At 54.0% G+C, this 23054-nt stretch carries 18 protein-coding genes and 1 tRNA gene; 8 read left to right on the top strand and 11 right to left on the bottom strand.

Features of this window, described 5'->3' with window-relative positions:
- Positions 1 to 504 precede the first annotated feature (504 nt).
- Complete coding sequence (locus SOP85_RS09710; RefSeq protein ID WP_323626790.1) at positions 505 to 5136, top strand: HTH domain-containing protein; 4632 nt, start codon at positions 505 to 507, stop codon at positions 5134 to 5136.
- Positions 5129 to 7051: a hypothetical protein gene (locus SOP85_RS09705; protein ID WP_323626789.1), complete on the top strand. Its 1923-nt coding sequence runs from the start codon at positions 5129 to 5131 to the stop codon at positions 7049 to 7051. Before SOP85_RS09710 ends, SOP85_RS09705 begins: the two co-directional genes overlap by 8 nt.
- A gap of 326 nt (positions 7052 to 7377) precedes the next feature.
- Here SOP85_RS09705 and SOP85_RS09700 read toward each other — a convergent pair whose 3' ends face one another.
- The 10 genes from SOP85_RS09700 to SOP85_RS09655 all read right to left on the bottom strand — a co-directional run bounded on the left by SOP85_RS09700 (position 7378) and on the right by SOP85_RS09655 (position 15740).
- Positions 7378 to 8220: a chromosome segregation protein SMC gene (locus tag SOP85_RS09700; protein WP_323626813.1), complete on the bottom strand. Its 843-nt coding sequence runs from the start codon at positions 8218 to 8220 to the stop codon at positions 7378 to 7380.
- A gap of 237 nt (positions 8221 to 8457) precedes the next feature.
- Complete coding sequence (locus tag SOP85_RS09695; RefSeq protein WP_323626787.1) at positions 8458 to 11364, bottom strand: DUF927 domain-containing protein; 2907 nt, start codon at positions 11362 to 11364, stop codon at positions 8458 to 8460.
- The gene (locus SOP85_RS09690) at positions 11361 to 11633 is read right to left on the bottom strand and encodes a DUF3077 domain-containing protein (protein WP_323626786.1); all 273 of its coding nucleotides are present in this window, start codon (positions 11631 to 11633) and stop codon (positions 11361 to 11363) included. Before SOP85_RS09690 ends, SOP85_RS09695 begins: the two co-directional genes overlap by 4 nt.
- Entirely contained in the window at positions 11630 to 11914 is a 285-nt protein-coding gene (locus SOP85_RS09685) for a hypothetical protein (RefSeq protein ID WP_323626785.1), read from the bottom strand. The genes SOP85_RS09690 and SOP85_RS09685 overlap by 4 nt, the downstream gene beginning before the upstream one ends.
- Positions 11911 to 12069 (bottom strand): hypothetical protein, encoded by a 159-nt coding sequence (locus tag SOP85_RS09680; RefSeq protein ID WP_177327479.1) that lies wholly within the window; start codon positions 12067 to 12069, stop codon positions 11911 to 11913. Before SOP85_RS09680 ends, SOP85_RS09685 begins: the two co-directional genes overlap by 4 nt.
- 373 nt (positions 12070 to 12442) lie before the next feature.
- Entirely contained in the window at positions 12443 to 12748 is a 306-nt protein-coding gene (locus SOP85_RS09675) for a hypothetical protein (RefSeq protein WP_323626784.1), read from the bottom strand.
- Positions 12745 to 13026, bottom strand: a complete 282-nt coding sequence (locus SOP85_RS09670) for a helix-turn-helix transcriptional regulator (RefSeq protein ID WP_323626783.1) — start codon at positions 13024 to 13026, stop codon at positions 12745 to 12747. Before SOP85_RS09670 ends, SOP85_RS09675 begins: the two co-directional genes overlap by 4 nt.
- A gap of 103 nt (positions 13027 to 13129) precedes the next feature.
- The gene (locus tag SOP85_RS09665; RefSeq protein WP_323626782.1) at positions 13130 to 13969 is read right to left on the bottom strand and encodes a hypothetical protein; all 840 of its coding nucleotides are present in this window, start codon (positions 13967 to 13969) and stop codon (positions 13130 to 13132) included.
- A gap of 280 nt (positions 13970 to 14249) precedes the next feature.
- The gene (locus SOP85_RS09660; protein WP_323626781.1) at positions 14250 to 15491 is read right to left on the bottom strand and encodes a tyrosine-type recombinase/integrase; all 1242 of its coding nucleotides are present in this window, start codon (positions 15489 to 15491) and stop codon (positions 14250 to 14252) included.
- A gap of 164 nt (positions 15492 to 15655) precedes the next feature.
- A tRNA-Leu gene (locus SOP85_RS09655) sits at positions 15656 to 15740 on the bottom strand.
- Between the two features lie 105 nt (positions 15741 to 15845).
- Between SOP85_RS09655 and queA the strand changes: the two genes are divergently transcribed.
- From queA to SOP85_RS09625, 6 genes are all read left to right on the top strand, one after another.
- A complete protein-coding gene (queA, locus tag SOP85_RS09650) occupies positions 15846 to 16910 on the top strand; it encodes a tRNA preQ1(34) S-adenosylmethionine ribosyltransferase-isomerase QueA (RefSeq protein WP_046820403.1) in 1065 nt (354 codons plus the stop codon).
- A gap of 14 nt (positions 16911 to 16924) precedes the next feature.
- Complete coding sequence (tgt, locus tag SOP85_RS09645; protein WP_274077280.1) at positions 16925 to 18040, top strand: tRNA guanosine(34) transglycosylase Tgt; 1116 nt, start codon at positions 16925 to 16927, stop codon at positions 18038 to 18040.
- Positions 18041 to 18083: 43 nt separating this feature from the next.
- On the top strand, positions 18084 to 18422 hold the full coding sequence (yajC, locus tag SOP85_RS09640; RefSeq protein ID WP_016773317.1) for a preprotein translocase subunit YajC: 339 nt from the start codon (positions 18084 to 18086) through the stop codon (positions 18420 to 18422).
- 63 nt (positions 18423 to 18485) lie between these two features.
- Positions 18486 to 20354 carry a protein translocase subunit SecD gene (gene secD, locus SOP85_RS09635; RefSeq protein ID WP_323626780.1) on the top strand — a complete coding sequence of 623 codons (1869 nt, stop codon included), beginning with the start codon at positions 18486 to 18488 and terminating at the stop codon, positions 20352 to 20354.
- Positions 20355 to 20363: 9 nt separating this feature from the next.
- Positions 20364 to 21278 carry a protein translocase subunit SecF gene (gene secF / locus SOP85_RS09630; protein WP_274077271.1) on the top strand — a complete coding sequence of 305 codons (915 nt, stop codon included), beginning with the start codon at positions 20364 to 20366 and terminating at the stop codon, positions 21276 to 21278.
- A 120-nt stretch (positions 21279 to 21398) separates the two neighbouring features.
- Entirely contained in the window at positions 21399 to 21950 is a 552-nt protein-coding gene (locus SOP85_RS09625; RefSeq protein ID WP_323605688.1) for a glycine zipper 2TM domain-containing protein, read from the top strand.
- Between the two features lie 260 nt (positions 21951 to 22210).
- Here SOP85_RS09625 and suhB read toward each other — a convergent pair whose 3' ends face one another.
- Positions 22211 to 23029 (bottom strand): type III secretion system regulator SuhB, encoded by an 819-nt coding sequence (suhB, locus tag SOP85_RS09620; RefSeq protein ID WP_034150845.1) that lies wholly within the window; start codon positions 23027 to 23029, stop codon positions 22211 to 22213.
- Positions 23030 to 23054: the final 25 nt, after the last annotated feature.

Genomic DNA, 23054 nt, shown 5'->3' with positions numbered 1-23054 from the left:
GGTTTCCGGCTACGTGTCGAGTAAAATTTTGCTAGGGCCCTTCGGATGTCGTGATCACACATTGGTATCGCCGTCTCACGCTGATGGCGACCTAACCGACGGGGTGCTGGGGCCAAAAATAAATGATGTTACGTCTGTTACAGGTGTCACGAGCAAGGCTAACTAATTGAATTTATTAGGTATTATTGTCGTTACACAGTGTGTTGAGCTTTATAAGCGGTGGGTGTTACTACGCGGTTGGTGTTACAACAGAATGCAGGATCTTTGGCTGGCGGATTTGAGCTATCGAGCAGCGCTGCTGCCTAACTAGGTAGCTACAATGATGGTGGGCTCATAGGCAGGTGTATTTACGAAACAAACGAAATTCGGTGATGGCCTGGAGTAAGGTATATTGTTTTTTACCGAAACATGATTTGTCGGGATTTGCGTGAGTTCTGTTATTGGTAGGCATGGTTTATCGCTCATTTTGAGCAAGTGGAGGATGTTCTGGCGGACTTATCAGCATTGTCGGATAACTATGATGGCGTGACAACACACGTTATTTTTTTGCACGGTTTGGATGGAGACAAAGAAAAAACATGGCTGTCTAGCCGCGCGCCGTTCGAACTTTGGCCTTGCTGGCTTTCGATAGACTTTAAACATGTTGGAGTCTGGAGTATTGGCTACGATTCGGCAGCGAGCAGGTGGCAGGGTTCGAGTATGCACTTGCCAGATAGAGCAGAAAATATCCTACCGCTTATTTTGGCAGAACGACGTTTAACCGGCGGTAATATCATCTTCGTGGGTCATAGCCTAGGCGGTTTAGTAATAAAACAGCTTCTAAGAAGTGCAGAAAGAGATAAGTCGCGGAATCGTATAACAGAATCATTTTTGCACCGAGTACGGCGTGTGGTCTTTCTGGGTACACCTCATTTTGGTGCTGGTCTGGCTAATTTTGCTAAAATTTTTGGTCCCTTACTACGACGTTCCTCTTCGACCAAAGCTCTTGAACGTAACGATCCATATCTCCGTGATTTAAATAACTGGTATAGACAATATTGCATAGAAAACAATGTAGAAAACCTCATACTTACCGAAACTCGGTCGATAAGTCTGTGCGGCGTAAAGCTGCCGGAATGGATTGGTCATATTGTCCTGCCGGATAGCTCTGATCCAGGAGTAAATAGTGTTCCGATCCCTATAGATGCAGATCATATACTTATTTCTAAACCTCCTAGTAGAGAGGCGGAAGTTTATGTGCATGTCGGGAATTTTGTATGTAAGCCATTCGAGATGATGCACAAAGATGTTCTGATTTCCGAAGATATCAAAAAGCAAACGACGGCAATCAGCTTATTAACTGAGGCCTCCGAAAGGCAGGCGGAAGCTTTTGGGGAAGTGCGCAAAGCAATAAACTCCGTTGAATTATTGGCGGCTCGACCTAAAGATTTAGATGGTGAATCCACAAAAATTATTGATGCTGAAGCAAAACAACGACTCCTGTTAATCTTGAAAACGCGGTTTTTCGTTGGATTTGATTTGCACGCGCAAACTAGAAAGCTCGTAGACGACATCCAAGGTGGTGATTTGGCTAGAGCATCAACTTCTGTGAAGGTGGAGGTGCTAAGTTGGTGCGCTCGCTTTTTGTCGGTAATTGATCTCCAGTTGGCGAAGGATATCTTACAAAGTATCGAGCATTCTAAAGGCGGCGAAGCGGTCGTAATAGCTAAGGCCTTTGTAGACGCAAACAATGGTGCATTTTCTTCGGCGCTTGAGTCCTTAAGCAACTTAAAGACTATAGTCGCAAGGTCGGCAGCTTTTATATTGGTGAGAAATAAAGAAGGTTTCGATGCAGCTTTAAAGTGGTTCAAAAGCTCTGGGTTAACTTCAAATGATTTGGACGCCGATGGTAAATTTTTTCTAGTTCAAAGTTTTATTGATAGAGAGGACTGGGGGGGCGCCTTACAAACGATCGAGTCAACAACCGAATCTGAATATGACATTGCCCCAGCTCTAATCCACTTGGCAGCAATTACACATTTAGCCCAGGCGGTTCCAGAAGAACTACGTGCGCAAATAATTTATACGCCCCCCTTTGAAGCTAAAATTTTTCCCTTAGCCGGCGACCAAAATGCAATTCAGCATAGGCGTAAAGCCCAAGAGCTTTTCGAGAAAGGAGCTAATTATGCAGCTGTATTAGGTGCTGTTGATGCATCAAATACTGCCAGTGACAGCGCATTGTGGCTTGCTCTTAGAGATCAAGATCGCTTCGATTTGGCACGCAGCGAGCTTGAAAAAAGCATGAGAGACCCAGATGCTTCATTGAGACGCTTCCCGCTAGCGCTTCAGTTCGGATTGAACATTGACTTAGTCGCTCTTGAAAGGGAAATTGAGCGAAAAACAGCATTAAGTGGAGGGAGATCTGCTGATGCTGCTGTTGCTAGGTTTGCGCTTGCATTTAAGCAGAGTAGTCCGCGGGAAGTAGCAGCGTATATTGACCGGCATAGAGCTCAACTACTGGAACAGCTGAATTACAAGGCAGTTGGCTTTCTAGAAATAGACATGTTAATTCAGTCTGGTCAAAAGAAATCTGCTGAAAAACGGCTCGAAGATCTTGTTGGTAAAGGATTGACTGAGCTTGAAAAGATTCGAATGGAAAGACTTGTTTTTGAAGCCCCTGATACAGATTCAATTGCACACCAAATTGCCTTGTATGAATCAAGCAAATCAATAACAGATTTAAATAACTTAGTATTGATGCTTGAAACGCAACAGGACTGGGTTAAGTTGCTTGAGTATGGCCGTGCTAAATTCGATCTTACCCATGATGTTGTTGATGCAAAACGTTACGTCATATCACTCTATAATGCTGGAAAGCTAAATGAGCTTCTAGAGTTTTTGAGCGAATTTTCTATATTTTTAGAGCAGTCAGAGGAAGTTCAAAGGCTTCGTTGCTGGAGCTTCTATGAAAGCGGTTTGTTACTAGAAGCTCGCGATGCGCTCCAACAACTAAAGAGGAGTTTCAGTGATTCGAAGCAACACATGTTGACGATCAATATTGCCGTTGCTTCAGGCGATTGGGAATCACTACAGGTTAATGTCGAGGAAGAGTGGAATTGTAGGAATGAAAGATCCGCAAAAGACCTAATCCAGGCAGCTAAGCTTGCACAGCTTATCGAGTCGCCTCGACTAAAGGAGTTGGTCTATGAGGCCGCGCAAAAAGGTGCGGCAGATCCCGCTATTTTGATAGCATGTTATGGCATTGCCACAGAGTGTGGATGGGAAGAAAGTGACAAGGTCTTTAGCTGGATGCAAGCGGCCAGCGATATGTCAGACGAGAGCGGTCCTGTTCTGAAGATGACTTTGCAAGACATCGTCGATAGGCAACCAAGCTGGGAGAGTCAAGCAAGCGAAGCGTATGAAAAGCTATCCAAAGGTGAAATTCCAATATTTGCGGCTGCTCGTTTAAATAATCAAGGTTTATTGAGTTTTTTCCTAAGTCCTGCCCTAAGCAATCAGAATAAAGCAGATGTCAGAAAGCGGAGTATTATCTTTGCCTTTTCGGGCTCTAGAAACGTTGTTGATTCTGAGCCAAAGAAAATTGCTATGGATGTTACAGCATTAATTACGTCGGAGTTGTTGGGTGTTACACCTTTGGTTTTTGACACCTTTAGTGAAATTGTTATATCACATAGTCTATTGGGATGGCTATTTGAGCAGAAAGGGCGTCTGTCATTTCACCAGCCAAGCAAAGTAACGGAAGCACATGAGGTGCGACAATTAATTTCACTCGGTAGCCTTAAGCGATATGAGGCAACGATGTTAACTCCAACTCCATTATCTATAGAGGTAGGGGAAACATTGGCGTCAATGCTTACAGATGCTTCTGCTGAGCTCCCCGACGGTGGAGTGCAGCGTCTAGTGGTGCACCCTGCCCCAGTGCACAGGATAGGTACTCTAGTGCAGGAAGAAGCTGACCTGGCCGCATATCAAGGTAAACTTTGTAATTGCCAGGCGGTGATAGAGAAGTTGATAGAGCGAGGAGTTTTAACTACAACTGAAGCGCATATTTGTACAGAGTTTCTTTCTTCTCGAGAACGGCCATGGCCTGGTGCTCCGCAAATAAAAGACTCAGCGCATTTATATTTAGATGATCTGACTGTTTCATATTTTCAGCATCTGAAACTCCTGCCGAAACTATGCAGGGCGGGGCTTACAGTTTTTATTTCTATGCGTGAAATTACAGAGTCGGATGAGCTTATCGATCACGAAAATCAAGCTTATCAAGCTGCGGCAGTAGTAGAGAATCTTCGGAAAAAACTGCGAGATGGTATTAACTCTCGAAAAGTAATAGTTGGAAAATTAGACAGGGTAGAGGACGAGGCTCAAGAGAGCCCCATGCGCTCTCACCCTTGCTTGGCGATTCTAAATGTAAATATGCCGGTAGATGCAATTGTCTCCGATGATAGATATATAAATAGATATGTAACGATTGAGGGAGGCGGAATTCCGCGCAGCTTACTCACAACTCTAGATATATTGGGTTTTCTGAAAGCGAAAGGTGCGATCAGTGAAGTGCAACTTGTGGAGTTCAAGACGCAGATGCGTCGTTTCGGGATGGCTCTTATACCTCTCGATCCAATTGAGCTGCAATATCACTTATCAGAATCAAAAGTTATTGGTGGTAAGATTGTCGAGAGTGCTGGGCTGAAAGCAATACGCGAAAACATACTTCGCGTTAGAATGACTGATGTGTTGCAACTTCCTCAAGAGTTACCTTGGTTAAATTCACTCTTCGAGGCGGGTTTTGAGGTCATGAAATTGCAGTGGTACGAGGGAGTCGATGAAAGCATTGCCAGAGCAAAATCCAGCTGGCTCATGGATATTATGGATATACGGAAATGGGCACATCGGCTAACTGAGGAAGATGCAAAATTAGATGGGCGTTACGAATCGCAACTAATGGCGTTAATGATTTTACCTAACCATAGTTCTGCGTCGGTTCGAGCGGCTTATTGGAATTGGCTAGAGCATCGGGTGTTGTTAGAAATTAAAGAAGAGAATCGTCCGCTTTATAAAGATCTGGTTTTGAGAGCTGCGCGAGTAATTGAACACGGACTTTGTAATCTACCAGACGTGGGGAATGAAGATGAGTGATGCCAAGTATACTTCCCATATTGATTTGGTATTAAGTTTGTTTCCTGGGGTCATAAGGGAATCATTGGTTGATGATGTTGACTTTAAGAAACGTATTGGGATGCAAACCTTTTCAATATTGACGTTAAAAGAAGTTGAAGCGTCTTTCGATAGCAAGATTTTTTTTGATGTTGTTCGAGAAGCATTGGCAGATTCAAAGATAAAGCAGGAAGTGCTTGATGAACAAGGGCGTGCGTGGGAGTTAAGTATATCGGCGAATGATGGTCGCGAATTTACTCTGCTGGAGCTTGAAGATAAAAAAGTTAGGCTTCCCTACTTTTGGCCGTTATCGCCATTTAAGTCAGTTCGTATGAGCGCTCTATCGAGAGAGGCAAAATTAATTAATTTACACGGATCCGCCTTAAAATACTGGCATGAATTGATGTCTTTGGCGCCTCTTGAGGTAGAAGCCTATAATGATTATCGTGAAGACGTAGCGCTAACTCCTTTAAGTTTTTCTGAATGTTTATCTGAGAGTATTGAATCTGGACGATGTACTTTAAGTGACTTGGTCCCCCTTGATGTGCGTTATTATGAGAGGTTAGTTGGTTGTCCATTGTTGGAAGATGATCTTTCAACTTATGTGGCCGGAGGAGCAAAGACTCACAGTGATCAACTCATACATTGGTGCCATACTAGGGGGTTGGAGCTGTCGTTACTTTCTTCTTGCCACTCCTCACTGATTTCAAATATTGACTTGAGTGCTTTGCCAATTGAGGACGTGGTGTCAGCATTTAAATCAATTGAGTTGCGAGGGGACTTTTTTTCAAAGCTTGGTGCTATTGAGTTAGGGTTAACTTTTTTGGATAAGCGTCCAGAGCTTGAGTCGATTTTAGAGGTTTTGGTCGACGAGGTTTTAGAAGATAATCCTGATGATGCTTCAGGGCGGTTTTCATTTCTCTCGGGCTTGATAGTCCTAGTGATTGGTGAGTTAGCTAGAACTAAGATTTTTTTCAATAGGCCTCCATACTGGGTTAGGCTCGCTGCAATCGCTCACGCGTCTCAAATTGAACGAGTATATGTTGCAACTAAAACTATTCCTGATGAGTTTGCGAGTTGGGTATATGGATTGCGGGGATCACTTTTTTTTCTGCAATCTCTCATAGATATGAGATTGGAGCCTAGGTGGCAGCCAGATTTTATCTCGCCAAATCAACTTAAGTCAGAGTTTCTCGGACGGATAGCGAACATTGCTACTATTAATCAAGATAAAGTCTCATCTTTGCGGTTAAGAAGGCTTTTAATTGATGAGGATAGCGGTGGTAAACAGAAGCTTCTGACATTCCCACATTCTTTTCTGCCAGGGCCTTTAGAGGGGGGGCATGCTTCAACCTCAGAAATGCCGAGGGAGCTTTTACGAGACTTAGAAGCCCAGCTCGCGGCAGATGGAGTAAGCCCTGATTCTTTCTCGTCCCTAGTTAATTGTTCACTCTTGTTTAATATTACTTCTGATCATGCTCGTTTAGCCGCGACTGCATTAAGGAAGGTTAAGTATCAGCTGCAGCAGACTGTTACTGATCCAAAAGTTTTTTCATTGATCAGTGGTCTGGCTACTGTGGCAGCTGTAACTCGTAGCAAAGAGCTTGCAGATGAAGTAAGGATTTTAACCAGGGTGACTAGAAGACAAAAAGGTGCAGATATAAGTCTGGAAGATGAGATGAGGATTGCTATGATCGCAGCCGCTTCTATAAAGGATATTATTGGTTGGGCAAAATTTGCAGGAGATTGGTTAACGGAAATTGCATTTGAGGCTAAGGTTCGAGAAGAATCAATCCGATTGTTGGCACATGTTAGGCTGCTTATAAAGCTACAGCCTGAGCTAGCGGTAACATGTGCCAAAGCGGAAGCCGCGTTGTCTGCAAGTGTGGAAGGTTAGTGTCAGTGGGTGCTGTTGGAATGTTGAGCGGGTAAGTATGCGTCGGAACTCTCAATTGAGCTCCGCTTTAGTGCTATTCTTTTTTTCTCAAACGAAGATCAATGTAATCTATTTCGGCTTTTATCGCATTTGTGGTGAGGCTCTGTATTTTGGTGCGTTTATCTGCTTTGATGTCAATTATCTGAAGCAATGCAATCAGGTGGGATTTTCTTGCTTTCAGAGTATCGGAGAGGGATAAGCTGTTCTGTATTGGAGTATTCAAGGTATTAGTCCTCACGGTGTCCTAAACAGCCCGCGTACGCAGGCTGTTTCAGGTGAGACGATCGTTATATCGCCAGCAAGTCTTGCACTGTGTGTTGACGCGCACGCTCTGACAGCTCATGCCAGTTCCAGCTGTGGAAGTTTTCCCCCTGTTCTGGAACGACCAGCTTCATGAGTCCGATCTGGTCATGGTTGAGTAGATTGTAAGAGGCCCAAAGCTTGCCCCCCACATCGAACAACGTTTCGGCCGCTTCGTTCCACTGCTCCTCCAGGCTCATGTGAGCTAGCCGGATGGCGTCCTGCTCGATCTTTCTGTGTTCCTGTTGGGCTTCGGTGATGTGTTCTTCCACCGTAACCAGTTCCTGCTCCAGCGCCGTGATGATCAGTTGTTGACGTCGGTGGTGCTCGGTTGCCGTTGCAAGGCACTTAGCGGCCTTTTGCGCATCGGCATTGGCGCTAGTTTCGCCTTCGGTGTCGCCCCAAGCGACCGCTTGTGCATACGCCGTCGCCGCATATGTCTCGGCCTGCCGTGCCTTCGCTAAATCCTCTTGAGCCTGCTGACGGATATGATCCAGTCGAGTACTGAGACTTACACGTTTTTCGTTGAGCTCTTGTTCGTCGGCTTTCCAGTTCGCCATGGAATCTATGTAGCTCGCCATCAAGGTTTCTCGGTTGGCGAGGTTCTCCCGACGGTGAATCTTCCGATCCAGCATGTGGATCTCCAGGTTCAGCGAATCAAACTTCCTTTTCCGTTCGTTGTACTGATCCCGCACTTCGCGTTCCCGACCCTGTTCAATGATTTCGGTACTTTCCAGCGCCGCCTCAAGGGGAATCATTTCAGTTCGAACACTTTCCATCTCGACGCTCAGTCGTCCGCGGAGCTCTTTCAGATCTTGGATTTCGTTCATCCGTATTGTCTCTTTGCAATCCGATTGTTCGGTCGTTTCGCGGCTCTCCAGGGCCACTTCATCGGGAAGCGGTCCTGCTTGGAGATTCTCTATCTCAATGGTCAATGGTTCGCGGCGCTCTTTCAGTTCTTGAATCTCGTTCATCTGGATGGTCTCTAAGCAATTAGATTGTGGGTTGGTTGAGCGGCTGGCGAGGCCGGGAATGAGCCGGCGCTACCTCGATCAGGAGGGATGCCCTCAGGCAGCCCGAGCCTCGCCCTCATCCGTTCCCGGAATCGTCTTCACGATGTAGCAGCGTTGCGGGCCGAGGCCGGGCAACCGGACCAAACTCGACGCCTTGCCGTCGCTCCCCGGCTCCAGCACGCCGAGTTGCAGCAGTTCCTTGTTCACAGCGCTGATGTTCATGCCCCGGAAGATCTCGGAGCGCCACATCTCAGGTAGCACGTAATAAGTATTGGTGGTGTGTATGGTGTCGCCCATCCCGTGCTCCAGCGCCTTGCGAAAGCCAAGCCGGTCGATGGTGCGCGGGCCGTGTTCGTCGATCTTTGCTGCCGCCGACTCCCAGCGGGTGAAGCGACTTTCGCCGAAGCGCTCGATGACCTGGCGCAGCCGCGCCAAGATCGCATCACCCTCAAAGTTACCGGCGCCGCCACGCTCGTTTAACCAGGCGTTCAAACACACTCGGGCCGCAGTAGTTGCGGTTCCATCAGGCCAGCCGGTGATGCCCATGGCTGTGGCCAGCTCGCCCGCTGCAGCGGCGAGGCCGAAGCGAGCTGCAGCGCGGTGTGCCTGTCCGCTGGCGGAAGCCGGGAGCGATTTGGCGATAAAACCCTCCAGCGTGCGGCGCAGGATGACGGACCAGCCGTGACGCTTGCCGGGTTCGCACAGTGCCGTAAGGAAGGCAGTGAGCGGAGTGCCGTAGTAGTTCGCTACCCGTGCCTTGAGCGCGTCAGATAACGCTGCCGCATCTTCAAAGCCGTTGAGCGCGTCGAACATGCCGAGGCCCTTGCTCGCATCGGCCGGGACGGCGAGCATGCGCACTTCCATGCCCGCTTTCAGCTCCTTGTTGGCCTCAGCCATGTGCTGGGCCAAGGTCTTCTCGCCCGTGGAGAGGAACAGCAAGCGCCACTCCTGTACCTGGCGGCCTGCTTGGCCTCGATCATTGGCGCGAGCCTTGCCGGTGCCATTGCCGAGCATGTAGACCGTCTCGCCGATGATGCGCGGATCGCACATGCCGATTTCGTCCAGTACCAGGAGGCCGTCGGAATGCGCGGCGGCAATGGATTCCAGCGCGTTGTCGGTGGAGCGCCATGAGCGCACCAAGCGCGGTCCGCCGTAGATCGAGGCGGCAACTTGCAGGTGAGTGGTCTTGCCGCCCGAGCTGTCGCCGTACAGATGAAAGCCGCCTGACTCATGACCGAGCATGTGCAGCAGGGGACCCGCGAACGCCACACCAACGACAAAGGCCAGGCGATGATTACCGATGCATAGCGCGCCGATCTGTTGCTGCCATTGCTCCAGCGTGCCCGCTTCGCTGATGGGCGGAAGCTGCGCACCGGCCTCGTAGAAGTGCAGGTGTTCGTTGTGCGTACCGACTTGCCGCTCAGGCAGTAGAAAGGCGCTGTCGTGCCAACCCAATCGGGTGACCAGTCGCGCACGCTGTGCACTGTCGAAGCCGCCGAGGTAGCTCTGTAAGTCGTTGCGTGCGTTGCGTCCCGAACGGCTACCGGCGAGTCGTAGCCCCATGTCCACCAACGGACCGAGCACGTCTTTGCCGAAGTCGCCGGTCATGGTGCGCGCCGGGATGTTCCAGCGCTTCTTGGTGCCGTCTGGATCGTCGAACTCGACCAGCAAGCCCCAGTTGTAACCCTTCTCGTCACGTGTACGAGCAAGGATCGCTAGAGGCGAGCACACCGGGCGTGCCTCGCCGTCGTCGCCAGCATAGAACACGCCCTCGGGTGTCAGGCGAAAACCACCGGGCATCAGGTCATTTTTCGATTTTACGGGTCGCTTGGCCGCCGCTTTCGTTTTCGATTCTGGCTTGGTTTCAGCCTGCTCCGTTGCCGACTTTTCCACAGCCAAACCAAACAGTTCACCGCTGTTTTCCAGTTCGGTGAAATGGGCCGCTGTCCAGCCTTTGGCGAGTGCATCGGCCGCGTCGTCGCCATCGTCCCATTGACCACCTTTGGCGAAGGCGGCGCGTTCGTTCTTCAGCGTGGGCTTGCGTTTGAACACGTCCAGCGCGATGACTCGGACCGAGGCGGCGCCGATTCCGCGCAGCTTCTCGGCTACGGTTTCCATGCAGGCCTTGCCGCTGTCGTCATTGTCCGGCCACAACACAACGTCGCGACCCTTGAGTGGTGTCAGGTCGGCTTTGTGCCAAGAGTTGGAGCCATTCGGCCAGCAGGTGGCCACGTAGCCCGATAGCAGTTCAGTAGCGGCGTCGGCGGCTTTCTCGCCTTCGCACAGAACAACCGGTGCGTCGCCGCGCTGGGCCAGTTCATCAAGGCGTAGCAGGGGACGCGGATCTGGCAGACCCTGCCAGCGCCATTGCTTGGTCTGGCTGTCTGCGCGCTGACACCACGTCAATGGCGCAAAGACCTTCTTCGGCTTGCCGTCTTCATCGGGGCCGAGGTCAAAGCGGTAGAGCGCCATGAGGGGCTGGCCCTGAGCATCGCGGTAGATCCACACCTTGGACGGCACACCATGATCCCGGTGTTTGGCCGGGCACTTGTTAATGGCCTCGGTCGGGATTGGCTGGATGGCGCTCCATGTCGGTGCTTTGGGCTTGCTAGGAGTTGCCTTCGACTGTGCGGCGCCGGGCGAAATACTCAGCAAGTCAGCCAGCTTGTTGCAGGCTTCGATGTCAGTGCCGCCGTCCAAATAACGCACCAGATCGATCAGGTCGCCGCCCTTGTCGCCGGTGGCGAAGTCGGCCCAGTTGCCCTTGCTCAAGTTGATTTTGAGCGATCCGGCGCGCTTGTCGCTGCGGGTAGGATTCGGGGCTGTGTATTCCTTACCGCCGTCTATGCGCTTGCCGTTGGGCAGCCAGTGCGAAAGGACACGATCAATGTCTTTCAGCGCGGCTACCTTCACGTCGGCAAAGCTTGGACGTTTTGCGGTGCTGTTTGGGCGTTGGCTCATGTATCGGCCCTCTGCAGAAACAGCGCGTCGCTGATGTCATCGATCAAAGCTTTGGCCATCTCGCCCAGGTACAGAGCTGGCCAGCTGAAACGATCGCCTTGATCGCTCATGGCAGCGTCGAAAGTGAGCTGGTTGGCGTGATGCTGCAGCAGCGACACCATCTCCAGTGCATCCTCGACTGGAACTCCGGCGTTCACCCGAAACAGCTTTAAGTCTGTAGCGTTGACGCGGGAAAAGGTGGCGTGGCCAAGGGTGGTGGAAGTGCTCATAGCGCACCGCCTTTCTGCACAGCAGGAATCGAGGTGGTGTCGCCGTGCAAGGCGAGCATCTTGATCAGGCCTAGGGTACCGCGTACGTCCCAAAGGACGGCAGCAATGACGTGATTGGCAAGGCGCGAAGATTCGCTTTCGAAGTGGTCCTCGAGCAGCGTCAGTACCGAGTCGGCGCGTTCAATGGCACAGGTGATGGCGTCGATAGGCACGCCGGCTTCGACGGTTTTGCTGATGCACAGCAGGTCTTCGGGCAGGGCACAACTCAGGGGGCTGTTCATTGGGCACCGCCTGCGGCTTCGAGCGCGCGGGCTTTGGCCATGTGGTCGTTGTAACGGGTGAGGCGTGTTGCGAGGCTGGAATTGGCGTGTAAAGCGGCGAGAGCCATTGCACGGTGTGCAGCGGCGCGAATTTTGGACGGATTGAGGGTATGCATGTAGAGCTCCTTTTGCTGAGGAGCTGCCACCGCTTGCGGCCAAGCAAGGAATGGTGGCAGCTGTACGCAGGTTGGCCGACCGGGGCAAAAGGGACCCGGCACACCCGAAGGTGTCCCACGCACAGCCGCCATAACACGATACGACGGGCACAAAAAAAGCGCCTGCTATCGGATGGAGGGCGCTTGTGCGCCTTTTGCAGTTCGGACGGCCAAGTCCGGTCGCTGAATTTGCAGCGACGGCCAGAGAGTAACGTCCGTTTTTCGAAAGTGCAACCGCGCTGATGGCTTGCGGATTTTTCGGGTGCGGCATAAATTGTCTGTGCATGTAGATTTACCTCAACGCCTCCGGATCGCCCCCGGAGGCGTTTTCGTTTCAGGCATGAGCTTCCCAGCGCAGGGAAAGCAGGGGCAGGAATCCGCCGCTCAGCATGGAGCGGGCATCTTCGTAGGCTTGCGTTTGCTGGCCTTCATCGACGATGACTGCACCGGACTTTTCGCAATGGAGGGAGAGGGCGCACCAGGTGCCATCGGCCCAGCTGAGTACGCCGACCACGCGGCCTTGTCTGTCCTGCTGGCTGCGGTAGCGCTCAAGGCGTTGCATCAAGCGGTTTGAAAATCCGATCCGGCGTAGCACGGAAAAGGGATGCATCAACGCGTTATTGGCGATCTTGCGGTTCATGCGGCCACCTGATCACGCGCCTCGATACGGCTGCGTGCCCACGCTTGAACTTCAGAAAGAACCCAGGCGACAGGAGCACCACGGGCATTGCTGTTGCTCAGTTTGACGGGCTGGGGGAAGCCACAGTCGGTGCGTTGCATCAGTTTGTAGATGGTCGAGCGCTTCATGCCCACGATTCCCTCCACCTCGCGCATGCGGATCAAGGTCGAAGCGGCATCAAAAAGTGACGGCGAGTTGGTGGGTGTCTTGCGGGAAAAATCGGTGACAGAGGTGTTCATATGTATTGCTCTTGATTGATTTGGACAACGAGAGCAATGGTCTAGGGATTGGTCGGCGGTGAGCAGTTCACTTCCAATTGAAATCCCGTAATTGAAATTTCAGCTAAAGCACGAAGCTGCGTTTGAGAATGCCCTCCACGCTTTTGCGAGTGAGCGCCTTTTCGGTTTCGAGGGGGATCCACTCGGCGCGTTGTTTGGGTGGTTTAGCCACCTCTCGTTCTAGCCAGGCATGCACTGCCGTTGCGATGTTCCGTGTTGGCATTCCGCTCGCTAAATAGTGGCGGCCCTGCTCAATGATTGCAGTGTCGCGGGCGCTGATGTTTTGGTTACGCTCCATGCCGCTGATGATGCCGCCTTTACTGTGGATGGCGTTCTTGATCGCCCTGTCAGCGATCGGGGTCAGCTCGTCACTGATCAAGCAGGGCAGGGAAGTGATGGGTTCCAGATAAAGAACATACTCATCAAGTGCGTGGATACGTTCGTTGAGATCGACCTGCATCTCTACAAATTGGCGATAAAGATCCCATGGCCAGTCAGTCGGCGGGTCAGCAATATGCGACCAAGCTTCCTGATCGGTGGCACGCATCCAATCGGCCAAAGCTCCCAACGCTTTCACCGCGCACGCCATGACGTAGGCCGCATGCGCCTCGCGGTCTGATGCCGAATGGCATTTGCTGTACTGGCGAACCCAATGCGCGAGACGGGCTCTGTTATCGGTTGAGGCGTATTGAAAAATTGCCTCTTCATGAATCGTCGTCTGGATGCACATGCTGCTGAGATCGCCGTTGAGGTCGGCGGTCTGAATTCGCACGCAACACTGATCGATCAGTTTACATACATCTGCGAGCTGTTCATTGCAGTACTCGTAGAGCGGTTGTCCTGAAAGATAATGGATCAGGCCGCCGGTTAGCGCTGAGTGCAAGATTGGGTTTTGATCAATCATCGCCAAATGCTCTCTACGTGTAACGCACTATCCCGCGCCCTGCGTCTTGCAGGCGTAACCAGCGAGATTTGCGCTCCAGCCCAATGTGCCGAGCAGCGGCCCACAGCAAGCGAGGGGCTTGTTCTGGCGTTACACCTTAAGGCAGCGTTACATCGAGTGTACGGTAAATGCCTCAGGCGTGTGACGGGCGCGAAAGCCAATGAATTCGGGCATTTGGTGGAAGTTGTTACACGAGTAACACCCGTAACATGAAATTTGGAGGAGGGGGAGAAGGGCGCCCTCATACCGCTTTGCCAAACTGTCCCTTGATTACCTTACCGCTTGCTAACGCATCAAGGTGATCCGCATACCACTGCATCATCTTTACTCGGTGCTCAAAGTATTGGGCCTTATTGTATACCCCGGAGATTCCCTCTTCCTTATGAGCAAGTTGAGCTTCGACATGCTCTTTCGGCCAACCATGTTCCCTAAGTAGGGTGCTTGCGGTATGGCGAGTACCGTGACCTACCAACCGGCCTTTGTAACCAATCGTCGCGAAGACTTTGTTGATAGTGTTTTCACTAATGGTTGGATTCTTGGCACCGACACCGGGAAACAGCCATCGACTGCGCCCGGTGAGAGCTTGAAGTTCTTTCAAGGCGAATAGCGCTTGCTTGGGAAGTGGGCATACGAAATCCCTTCGCATCTTCATCTTGGCGGCAGGTGTCGTCCAAATCGCTTTATCGAGGTCGAACTCTTTCCATTCGGCTAAGCGAACCATGCCCGGTCTTGATGCCGTCCATATGCAGAGCCATGCTGCAGTTCGGGCCGTCAATCGACTGGGGGTGTTCTTCAATGCGGTCAGAAAATCGCCCAGTTCAGGCTCTAGCAAATGAGGGTGTTGTTGAGTTTTGGGTGCTTGGGCGGCGATATCGCGAAGTCGGCTTCCCGGGTCGTTTTCAGTAAGGCCTAAACCAATGGCTCTCCCGAATATTTGATTAATCCAAGTACGACACTTTTCCGCGACGTTGTGTGCGTTTCGGGCTTCGATGGATGCCTGGAGTTCCGCACAGTCGGTACGGGTGATTTCGTCGAGAGGTTTGTCTCCCAGTGCCGGGAGTATGTCTTTATCGAGGTAGGTACGGATTTTGTTGAGTGTTGAGGATGCAAGACCCTTTTCCTCTTTCGCCTTGAGCCAGGCATCAGCAGCAGCTCGAAAGGTTCGAGTTTTGGCCGCATCGATTGCAGCTTTCGCAGATCGCTTTTGTTCGAGGGGATCAGCGCCACTGCTCACTACTTTGCGTAGATCAGCAGCTTTGTCGCGTGCCAATGCGCCACTTACTTCCGGGTAACCCCCAAGCCCCATCCAAGCCCAATTGCCCGCCGGACGTTTGTAGCGGAGCTGCCAGGATTTACCACCGTCAGGTTTGACCCTGAAGTAGAGGCCGTTTCCGTCCAGCTCACGATATTCCTTTGATTCCGGCTCCAGTCCCGCAAGTGTCGTGTCAGCGAGAGGGCGGCGCTTGATGTCTGCGCGCTTCATCCTTGTATCCCAAAGTTCGGTATTTTTCTCAGGATACAAGCAGGGATACAGGGATACAACGGATAAGGGGAGACAGGGGTAGACAGACAGGCACAAAAAAACCGGCCAAGTGGCCGGTTTCTCTGGGTCTGAGAGGCTGGTAGAGACTCTCAGATACTGCTATGTGGTGCCCCGAGGGAGACTCGAACTCCCACTCCTTTCGAAAACGGATTTTGAATCCGCCGCGTCTACCAATTCCGCCATCAGGGCAATGGCCGCGGAGTATAGAGATGAGATAACCGTCGGTCAATCAGGTACATGGAGAATTTTTGATAATTCCGCTAGACTTCCCGGCCCTGCTAGACGAACCCCATCATGCGCGTTGCTGACTTTACCTTCGAGCTCCCTGATTCGCTGATCGCCCGCCACCCTTTGGCCGAGCGTCGCAACAGTCGCCTGTTGACCCTGGATGGGGTCAGCGGCGCCCTGGCACACCGTCAATTCACTGATTTGCTGGAGCATTTGCGCCCCGGCGACTTGATGGTGTTCAACAATACCCGGGTGATTCCGGCACGACTGTTTGGCCAGAAGGCTTCCGGCGGCAAGCTGGAAATCCTCGTGGAGCGGGTGCTCGACAGTCACCGCGTGCTGGCCCATGTGCGCTCCAGCAAGTCACCGAAGCCGGGGTCGAAGATCCTGATCGACGGCGGTGGCGAGGCCGAGATGCTGGCGCGTCATGACGCGTTGTTCGAGCTGGGCTTTGCCGAGGAGGTGTTGCCGCTGCTCGATCGCGTCGGGCACATGCCGCTGCCTCCTTATATAGACCGCCCGGACGAGGGCTCGGACCGTGAGCGTTACCAGACCGTGTACGCCCAGCGCCTGGGCGCGGTGGCGGCGCCGACGGCGGGGCTGCATTTCGATCAGCCGCTGATGGAGGCGATTGCCGCCAAGGGCATCGAGACCGCGTTCGTGACCCTGCATGTCGGCGCTGGCACTTTCCAGCCGGTGCGCGTGGAGAAGCTCGAAGACCACCACATGCACACTGAATGGCTGGAAGTCGGCCAGGACGTGGTGGATGCCGTTGCCGCGTGCCGCGCGCGCGGTGGTCGCGTGATAGCCGTGGGCACCACCAGCGTGCGATCCCTGGAAAGTGCGGCGCGCGATGGCGTGCTCAAGCCGTTCAGCGGCGATACAGACATTTTCATTTACCCTGGCCGGCCGTTTCATGTGGTCGATGCCCTGGTCACCAACTTCCATTTGCCCGAATCCACGCTGTTGATGCTGGTTTCGGCGTTCGCCGGTTATCCCGAGACCATGGCCGCCTACAAGGCCGCCGTCGATAACGGATACCGCTTTTTCAGCTACGGTGATGCGATGTTCATCACTCGCAACCCTGCGCCGACCGCCCCTGAAGAATCGGGCCCAGAGGAAACTGTATGAGTCGCACCTGTCGTATGTCTTTCGAGCTGCTGGCCACTGATGGCAAGGCTCGTCGCGGTCGTTTGACCTTCCCGCGCGGTACCGTCGAGACCCCGGCTTTCATGCCGGTGGGCACGTACGGCACGGTCAAGGGCATGCTGCCACGGGATATCGAGGCGACCGGCGCTGAAATCATTCTGGGCAACACCTTCCACCTGTGGCTGCGCCCTGGCACGGAAGTGATCAAGAAGCACGGCGACCTGCACGATTTCATGCAGTGGAAAGGCCCGATTCTGACCGACTCCGGCGGTTTCCAGGTGTTCAGCCTCGGCGCCATGCGCAAGATCAAGGAGGAGGGCGTGACCTTCGCTTCCCCGGTCGACGGCGCCAAGGTGTTCATGGGCCCGGAAGAGTCGATGCAGGTCCAGCGTGACCTGGGCTCGGACATCGTGATGATTTTCGACGAATGCACGCCGTACCCGGCTGACGAAGACGTCGCCCGTATTTCCATGGAATTGTCCCTGCGTTGGGCCCAGCGCTCGAAAAACGCCCATGGCGAGAACACGGCGGCGCTGTTCGGTATCGTCCAGGGCGGCATGCACCAGGACCTGCGCATGCGCTCCCTGGAAGGCCTGGACAAGATCGGCTTCGACGGCCTGGCCATCGGCGGCCTGTCGGTGGGCGAGCCCAAGCACGAGATGATCAAGGTGCTGGATTACCTGCCGGGCATGATGCCGGCTGACAAACCTCGTTACCTTATGGGCGTTGGCAAACCGGAAGATCTCGTGGAGGGTGTGCGCCGCGGTGTGGACATGTTCGATTGCGTGATGCCAACCCGTAATGCCCGCAATGGGCATCTGTTCATCGATACCGGCGTGCTGAAGATCCGAAACGCGTTCCATCGCCATGATGATTCGCCGCTCGATCCGACCTGCGATTGCTATACCTGCCAGAACTTCTCCCGCGCTTACCTGCATCACCTGGACAAGTGCGGCGAAATGCTGGGAAGCATGCTCAATACCATCCATAACTTGCGTCATTATCAAGTGCTTATGGCTGGTTTGCGCGAGGCTATTCAACAGGGTACATTGGCCGCCTTTGTCGATGCCTTCTACGCCAAACGCGGGCTACCCGTGCCGCCTTTGGACTGAGTTTTCTGACCCCAAGATTCAACATTTGCAACTGGAGTGCTAAATGAGCTTTTTTATCTCTAATGCCATGGCTGACGCTGCTGCACCTGCTGCTGCCAGCCCAATGGGTGGCGGTTTTGAGTGGATTTTCCTGGTCGGCTTCCTGGTCATCTTCTACCTGATGATCTGGCGTCCACAGGCCAAGCGCGCCAAAGAGCAGAAAAACCTGCTGAGCAGCCTGCAAAAAGGTGACGAAGTTGTGACCACCGGCGGCATCGCTGGCAAGATCACCAAAGTGGCTGACGATTTCGTGGTTCTGGAAGTTTCCGACACCGTCGAAATGAAGTTCCAGAAAGGCGCCATCGCCGCCACGCTGCCAAAAGGCACGCTCAAAGCGATCTAAGTTTCAACTTCTACTCAATCGACGGGGCGCGCAAGGCGCCCCGCGTCATAAGCGGGCGGCGTGATGCTGAACAAATACCCTCTGTGGAAATACATTCTGATCCTGGCGGTGCTGGCGGTCGGTCTGATTTATTCCGCTCCCAATCTATATCCTGATGACCCGGCCATTCAGGTCAGCGGCGCAAGCACTGCGCTGCAGGTCAATCAGGCTGATCTGGACCGTGTGAGCGCTGCGCTCAAGGAATCCGGGATCAACGTCAAGGCTGCCACCCTGGCTGCCAACGGCAAGGGCGGCTTGATTCGCCTGACCAAGGCCGAAGACCAGCTGCCGGCCAAGGACGTGGTGCGCAAGGCATTGGGTGATGACTACGTCGTTGCACTGAACCTGGCACAAACCACTCCGCAATGGCTGCGCAACCTCGGCGCGCACCCGATGAAACTGGGTCTGGACTTGTCCGGTGGTGTGCACTTCCTGCTCGAAGTGGACATGGACAAGGCCCTCGACGCACGCTTGAAAGTGTACGAAGGCGATGTGAAGAGCCTGTTGCGTAAAGAGAAACTGCGCTATCGCAGCCTGCCGCAACTCAATGGCGCCATTCAGCTGGGCTTCTCCGATGAAGACAGCCGTGAACAGGCCCGCGCTCTGATCCGCAAGAATTTCAACGATTTCGACATTGTTCCGGCCGACCTCAACGGTCAACCGGTGCTGCGTCTGGCGATGACCCCGGCCAAGCTGGCGGAAATCCGCGAATACTCCATCAAGCAGAACTTGACCACGGTACGTAACCGCGTCAACGAGCTGGGTGTTGCCGAACCGATCGTCCAGCGTCAGGGCGCCAACCGCATCGTGGTTGAGCTGCCGGGCGTGCAGGACACCGCGGAAGCCAAGCGTATCCTCGGCAAGACGGCCAACCTCGAGTTCCGTCTGGCGGCTGAGCCGGGTGCTTCGAAAGCCACTTCCGAATCCTTTGAGTTCCGTGAGGGCAACCGTCCGCCAGCACAGATCGAGCGCGGCCTGATCATCACTGGTGACCAGGTGACTGACGCCAAGGCTGGTTTCGGCGAGCACGGCACGCCAGAAGTGAACATCCGCCTGGATGGCCACGGTGGCGAGCTGATGAGCCGCGCGACCCGTTCGAACGTCGGTCGCAGCATGGCGGTGATCTTCATCGAGCAGCGTCCGGTCACCACTTACACCAAGCAAATGGTCAACGGTGTCGAAAAAGACGTCGCGGTTCAGACCTTCAAGGAAGAGAAGAAGATCATCAGCCTGGCGACCATCCAGTCGCCGCTGGGTGCGCAGTTCCGTATCACCGGCCTGAATGGCCAGGGCGAGTCGTCCGAACTGGCGCTGCTGCTGCGTGCCGGTGGCCTGGCCGCTCCGATGTACTTCGCTGAAGAGCGCACCATCGGCCCGAGCCTGGGTGCGGACAACATCACCAAGGGTATCGATGCATCGCTGTGGGGCATGCTGTTCGTCTCGCTGTTCATCATCGCCATCTACCGCTTCTTCGGCATCATCGCCACCGTCGCACTGGCGGTGAACATGGTGATGCTGCTGGCCCTGATGTCGCTGCTGGGGGCAACGCTGACCCTGCCGGGTATCGCCGGTATCGTGTTGACCATGGGTATGGCGGTCGACGCCAACGTGCTGATCTTCTCGCGTATTCGTGAAGAGATTGCCGCGGGCATGACCGTGCAGCGTGCAATCAACGAAGGCTTCGGCCGGGCATTCACCGCGATTCTCGACGCCAACCTGACTACTTTGCTGGTCGGCGGGATTCTCTTTGCCATGGGCACCGGCCCGGTCAAGGGCTTCGCAGTGACCATGTCCCTCGGGATCTTTACCTCGATGTTCACGGCCATCATGGTGACCCGCGCGATGGTCAACCTGATCTTCGGCGGACGTGACTTCAAGAAGTTGTGGATTTAAGGGGCTGCCATGTTACGTACAATCAACTTCATGGGCGTCCGCAACTTTGCGTTCGGCGTCACATTGTTCCTTACCGTGCTGGCCTTGTTCAGCGTCGCCACCAAGGGCATGAACTGGGGCCTGGACTTCACCGGCGGTACGCTCATCGAGCTGACCTACGAGCGTCCGGCCGACGTCACCCAGGTGCGTGAGCAACTGGTCAAATCGGGTTATCACGAAGCCATCGTGCAGAACTTCGGTGCCACCACCGATCTGCTGGTGCGCATGCCTGGCGAAGACCCGCAACTGGGTCACCAGGTAGCCGAGGCCTTGCAGAAGGTAGGCGGCGAAAACCCGGCAACCGTTAAGCGTGTCGAGTTCGTCGGCCCGCAGGTAGGTGAAGAGCTGCGCGACCAGGGCGGCCTCGGCATGCTGATGGCGCTGGGCGGCATCCTGATCTACCTGGCTTTCCGCTTCCAGTGGAAGTTCGCGGTTGGTGCGATCGTGTCCCTGATCCACGACGTGATCGTGACCATCGGTATCCTGTCGTTCTTCCAGATCACCTTCGACCTGACGGTGCTGGCGGCGGTACTGGCGATCATCGGTTACTCGCTCAACGACACCATCGTGGTATTCGACCGGGTTCGTGAGAACTTCCGGGTACTGCGCAAGGCCAGCCTGATCGAGAACATCAACATCTCGACCACGCAAACCCTGCTGCGCACCATGGCCACTTCGATCTCCACCTTGCTGGCGATCGCGGCCCTGCTGTTCTTCGGTGGCGACAACCTGTTCGGCTTCTCCATCGCCCTGTTCATCGGGGTGCTGGCGGGTACTTATTCGTCGATCTACATCGCCAACGTGGTGCTGATCTGGCTGAACCTGAGTTCCGAGGACCTGATTCCTGCGGCCAACACCGAGAAGGAAATCGACGACCGTCCTTGAAGGGCATTTCCTTCAGCGATGTAGTCCAAAAAAGGCGCGAGTTGAACTCGCGCCTTTTTTTATGCTCCAAGGCTGGGAGAAGCGCGGACAAGTGCCGCATGTGATGGTCAGGAGGTTCATGTGAACAAGTCGATGCTGGTTGGTGCGGTATTGGGTGCTGTCGGTGTAACTGCCGGAGGCGCTGTGGCCACCTACAGCCTGGTTAAAGATAACGGTCCTGAGTACGCGCAAGTACTCGCCGTTGAGCCGGTCAAGACACAAATCAAGACTCCACGTGAAGTGTGCAAGGATGTAGCTGTGACCCGGCAGGCGCCGGTGAAGGATCAACACCAGATCGCTGGTACCGTGGTAGGTGCACTGGCGGGCGGTCTGTTGGGTAACCAGATCGGCGGCGGCACCGGCAAGAAGATTGCCACGGTTGCAGGCGCTGTCGGTGGTGGTTATGCCGGTAACAAGGTCCAGGAGGGCATGCAGGAGCGTGACACCTACACCACGACCCAGACCCGTTGTAATACGGTGAATGACATCAGTGACAAGGTCGTGGGTTACGACGTGCGTTATTCGCTGGATGGCAAGGAAGGCAAGGTGCGGATGGATCGTGATCCGGGGAATCAGATTCCTGTGGATAAGGAAGGCAAGTTGGTTCTGTCGGAGAATCAGCAGGGTCAATGATCTGCTGGTAACGAGTTAAAAAAGCACCCTTCGGGGTGCTTTTTTTGTGCCCGCAATTTAAGCATCACCGCATTCCCCTTGTAGGAGCGAGCTTGCTCGCGAAAAAACCACAGGCGCCGCGTTCATCCAGAATTCACGCGTTATCGTTGACGACCTTCGCGAGCAAGCTCGCTCCTACAGTGGGGTTGTGGTGTTTTTGGGGGTGAATTACGGGCATAAAAAAAGCACCCCGAAGGGTGCTTTTTTCTGTCGCCGCAAGCTTAGCGCTTCAGCGAGGCCGGCAGGTGCGGCTGGATGGCCGTCAGCACTGCCTTGAAGCACTTGGTGTTACCGGCAACGACGTGGCCTTTTTCAAGGAAGTCGTGGCCGCCGGTGAAGTCGCTCACCAGGCCGCCTGCTTCCTGGATCAGCAGGGCGCCTGCTGCCATGTCCCACTCGGACAGGCCCGACTCCCAGAACGCGTCGAAACGGCCGGCAGCCACGTAGGCCAGGTCCAGGCTCGCCGAACCTGCGCGGCGGATGCCGGCGGTCTGGCCTACCAGGGCGCGGAACATGCCCAGGTAGTTGTCGAGGTTGTCCATCTGGTCGTCACGGAACGGGAAGCCGGTACCCAGCAGGGCGCCGTCCAGGCTGGTGCGGCCGCTGACGCGCAGGCGACGGCCGTTCAGTTGGGCGCCGCGACCACGGCTGGCGGTGAATTCTTCCTGGCGAACCGGGTCCAGGACCACGGCGTGTTCCAGGCGACCGCGGTATTTGCAGGCGATGCTGACAGCGAAGTGAGGGATGCCGCGCAGGAAGTTGGTGGTGCCGTCCAGCGGATCGATGATCCACAGGTACTCTTCGCCTTCGATGCCGCTGCCGGCGTGCAGGCCCGTCTCTTCACCCAGGATCGAGTGATTCGGGTACGCCTTGCGCAGTGCGTCGATGATTTTCTGTTCGGCGGCGCGGTCCACCTCGGATACATAATCCTTGGCGTCTTTTTCGTCGACCTTGATGGTATCCAGGCGCTCGATGGAGCGGAAGATCAATTCACTGGCGCTGCGGGCGGCGCGCAGCGCGATATTCAGCATGGGCTGCATGGATGTGTCACCTAAGGTTGTTAAA

Origin of the sequence: Pseudomonas sp. YuFO20 (genome assembly GCF_035064975.1) — a bacterium.
GTDB lineage: Bacteria > Pseudomonadota > Gammaproteobacteria > Pseudomonadales > Pseudomonadaceae > Aquipseudomonas > Aquipseudomonas putida_AE.
This window is presented reverse-complemented; position numbering and strand designations above follow the sequence as displayed.

Coding starts and splice junctions, on each gene's coding strand:
- SOP85_RS09680 (WP_177327479.1), bottom strand. CDS start 12,069: ATGCATACCCTCAATCCGTCCAAAATTCGCGCCGCTGCACACCGTGCA.
- SOP85_RS09660 (WP_323626781.1), bottom strand. CDS start 15,491: ATGAAGCGCGCAGACATCAAGCGCCGCCCTCTCGCTGACACGACACTT.
- queA (WP_046820403.1), top strand. CDS start 15,846: ATGCGCGTTGCTGACTTTACCTTCGAGCTCCCTGATTCGCTGATCGCC.
- SOP85_RS09695 (WP_323626787.1), bottom strand. CDS start 11,364: ATGAGCCAACGCCCAAACAGCACCGCAAAACGTCCAAGCTTTGCCGAC.
- SOP85_RS09690 (WP_323626786.1), bottom strand. CDS start 11,633: ATGAGCACTTCCACCACCCTTGGCCACGCCACCTTTTCCCGCGTCAAC.
- SOP85_RS09700 (WP_323626813.1), bottom strand. CDS start 8,220: ATGAACGAAATCCAAGATCTGAAAGAGCTCCGCGGACGACTGAGCGTC.
- suhB (WP_034150845.1), bottom strand. CDS start 23,029: ATGCAGCCCATGCTGAATATCGCGCTGCGCGCCGCCCGCAGCGCCAGT.
- SOP85_RS09685 (WP_323626785.1), bottom strand. CDS start 11,914: ATGAACAGCCCCCTGAGTTGTGCCCTGCCCGAAGACCTGCTGTGCATC.
- secD (WP_323626780.1), top strand. CDS start 18,486: ATGCTGAACAAATACCCTCTGTGGAAATACATTCTGATCCTGGCGGTG.
- tgt (WP_274077280.1), top strand. CDS start 16,925: ATGTCTTTCGAGCTGCTGGCCACTGATGGCAAGGCTCGTCGCGGTCGT.
- secF (WP_274077271.1), top strand. CDS start 20,364: ATGTTACGTACAATCAACTTCATGGGCGTCCGCAACTTTGCGTTCGGC.
- SOP85_RS09705 (WP_323626789.1), top strand. CDS start 5,129: ATGAGTGATGCCAAGTATACTTCCCATATTGATTTGGTATTAAGTTTG.
- SOP85_RS09665 (WP_323626782.1), bottom strand. CDS start 13,969: ATGATTGATCAAAACCCAATCTTGCACTCAGCGCTAACCGGCGGCCTG.
- SOP85_RS09675 (WP_323626784.1), bottom strand. CDS start 12,748: ATGAACCGCAAGATCGCCAATAACGCGTTGATGCATCCCTTTTCCGTG.
- SOP85_RS09670 (WP_323626783.1), bottom strand. CDS start 13,026: ATGAACACCTCTGTCACCGATTTTTCCCGCAAGACACCCACCAACTCG.
- yajC (WP_016773317.1), top strand. CDS start 18,084: ATGAGCTTTTTTATCTCTAATGCCATGGCTGACGCTGCTGCACCTGCT.